The organism is Vibrio sp. S234-5, assembly GCF_000960595.1.
Lineage (GTDB): Bacteria > Pseudomonadota > Gammaproteobacteria > Enterobacterales > Vibrionaceae > Vibrio.
In genome coordinates this window covers 1-2,179 of record NZ_JZAM01000276.1, presented here as the reverse complement: position 1 = coordinate 2,179, position 2,179 = coordinate 1, and the positions used below count along the sequence as shown (strand labels likewise).

At 41.1% G+C, this 2,179-nt stretch carries 3 protein-coding genes; all 3 read right to left on the bottom strand.

What is annotated here, in order from left to right; translation table 11 throughout:
- Positions 1–98: 98 nt before the first annotated feature.
- The 3 genes from UF06_RS26340 to UF06_RS17680 all read right to left on the bottom strand — a co-directional run bounded on the left by UF06_RS26340 (position 99) and on the right by UF06_RS17680 (position 1,555).
- A complete protein-coding gene (locus tag UF06_RS26340) occupies positions 99–368 on the bottom strand; it encodes a hypothetical protein (RefSeq protein WP_052702575.1) in 270 nt (89 codons plus the stop codon).
- A 156-nt stretch (positions 369–524) separates the two neighbouring features.
- Entirely contained in the window at positions 525–950 is a 426-nt protein-coding gene (locus UF06_RS17685) for a GNAT family N-acetyltransferase (protein ID WP_045571622.1), read from the bottom strand.
- Between the two features lie 140 nt (positions 951–1,090).
- Entirely contained in the window at positions 1,091–1,555 is a 465-nt protein-coding gene (locus UF06_RS17680) for an ASCH domain-containing protein (protein ID WP_045571621.1), read from the bottom strand.
- Between the last annotated feature and the right edge of the window lie 624 nt (positions 1,556–2,179).

Below are 2,179 nucleotides of genomic sequence, written 5' to 3'. Positions count from 1 at the left end.
TGTTCGAACAGGGTTCGCCATTCTTGGTTAGTGCGTCGTTTGGCCATTTCAAATCTCCTTTGGGTTGGAGGTTTGATCTTATTATTCGGGCTAGACGATTAGAATGCGGGGTTTATGATGCGCTTACCGAATACAAATGCTACCAATGGCAAAAAGGATGCATACGCTAATCCATATTCCTGATGCTCTGATGGGATAAAGATAAAAAGTAAACTCGATGAAATTGCACCCAACAGAAACATTCTCATAAGATAGTCTTTAAACGTCAAAACTTTCACTTCAACACCAACAATTCGACTTAAATCATAAGCATCTGAATTTACTTTCAATTGATTATCTAATTGCTGAATTATCACTGAATTAGCCACTAAATTCTCCTTTATGTAGCTGAATTTACAAGATCACATAACGCCCGGCTAAGGGGTTGACAACGCACCGCCGAACTTAAAAAACACACCGTAAACACTGAACTTCAATTTTGAACTAAAGCCGCCATGCGTTGGCAATCCCTCTTGAGCCGTTTGTTAGGTTTTTGAGCTGAAGCTCATGTGATAATAACCACCAAATTCATCATCTACTTGCGACACAATTGCAAAACCTTGTGACAAATAGAACTCAAGTGCCTTTTGATTTTGAACCATACATTTAAGACTCAAATAGCCATATTTTGCTTTCGCACCGTTAAGTAATATTGAGCCAATACCTTGACTCTGATATTCGCTGGAAACATACAGATGATGAACAAATTTGTCAGGTTCCCAAATCGAGATGAAACCTGCAACTTTACCTAAAGCCTCAACTAGCCAAATTCGTTCACCTTGAGTATCACGATCAAAGTCTTCTAATCGAAAGCTGTCCGTCTTGAGCCATGTAAAACCATCTCTTCTAGAGTGAAGATAGATCTTCCTTAATGATTCCAGATTACAAACACTAAACTCTTTGATTTCCATGTATAACCTTAAACCTAACGCCCGCTTAAGGGGCAGACAACGCTACTACCAACTTTCCGCATAACACCGTAACCACAAAAACCAACGCATAGTAAAAATGCCACGCGTTGGCTGTCCCTCTTGAAGCGTTTGTTATGTTTTTACTGATACACGACCTTAAAGTGTTCTAAAACCAATAACATATCCTCACTTGGCTCTATACCTAAAGTTTCACATTCACGTGAGAAAAATTTCCAATGAGCCTTACGCCACCATTCTAGCGATTTGTCGCCCTCACCCTCACTTGCCGCAAACTCTTCCGTCACTTCGTTGAATCGACAACTTGAGACCGATGTGATCTCAATGATACAAATTGGCTCACCATCCCAGTTTGTGACCACTTGAAGGTGCCCAACTATAGGTAATACTTCGCTTTCGTGGCTATACCAATATTCCATGCTGCATGATGCACGTTTCTCGCCACGTAGAATTAAATCTGCACATAGATTTGCGTTATACTCATCTGCGCAAAAGTAATCCGAACTAAATGATGTAAATTTTGCAGACACTTCACTAGGTAAAGTTCGAAGGTACTGCTGTAAAAATAACTGACTCTTTTCTTCCATGATTCTCTGAACCTGATTAAAAACATAACGCCGCGTTAAGGGGTGCAGGCACGCAATACAAAAGCTACCGCACAGTGCCGTAACCACCGAACTCAACGCAAACTGAAAATGCCACGCGTGCCAAATCCCACTTAAACGCTTTGTTATGCTTAAGCTTCAATGACTTACGTTTTACCAAAACCGAGATTAACTCAGCTTTAACTCACAAACAAAAGCCAAAAACCAAAAAACTGAAATGACTCATAATTTTTGAAAATCAGACTTTGAACTTTGGCATATAAAACCGAAAAACCTAAGATCAAACTTCTGATTGAGCCAACCGCCCTAAACTCGCGCTTGCCCGAAAATTGACTGAGGCAACGCTCTGAATTTCCAGCGCCAAAGAACAAGTGTCCGGAAAACAGCGCCCAATGGAGCCAACTTGCCGACAAACACAAAACTGAAAAGCCAAAGGAACAAAGAAGAACCATAACTCACTGATTTTGCGTGATTAAGCATAACGCCGCGTTAAGGGGTGCAGGCACGCAATACACAAGTTACCGCACAATGCCGTAACCACCAAACCTAACGCAAACTGAAAATGCCACGCGTGCCAAATCCCACTTGAACGCTTTGTTATGCTTA

Coding starts and splice junctions, on each gene's coding strand:
- UF06_RS17685 (WP_045571622.1), bottom strand. CDS start 950: ATGGAAATCAAAGAGTTTAGTGTTTGTAATCTGGAATCATTAAGGAAG.
- UF06_RS17680 (WP_045571621.1), bottom strand. CDS start 1,555: ATGGAAGAAAAGAGTCAGTTATTTTTACAGCAGTACCTTCGAACTTTA.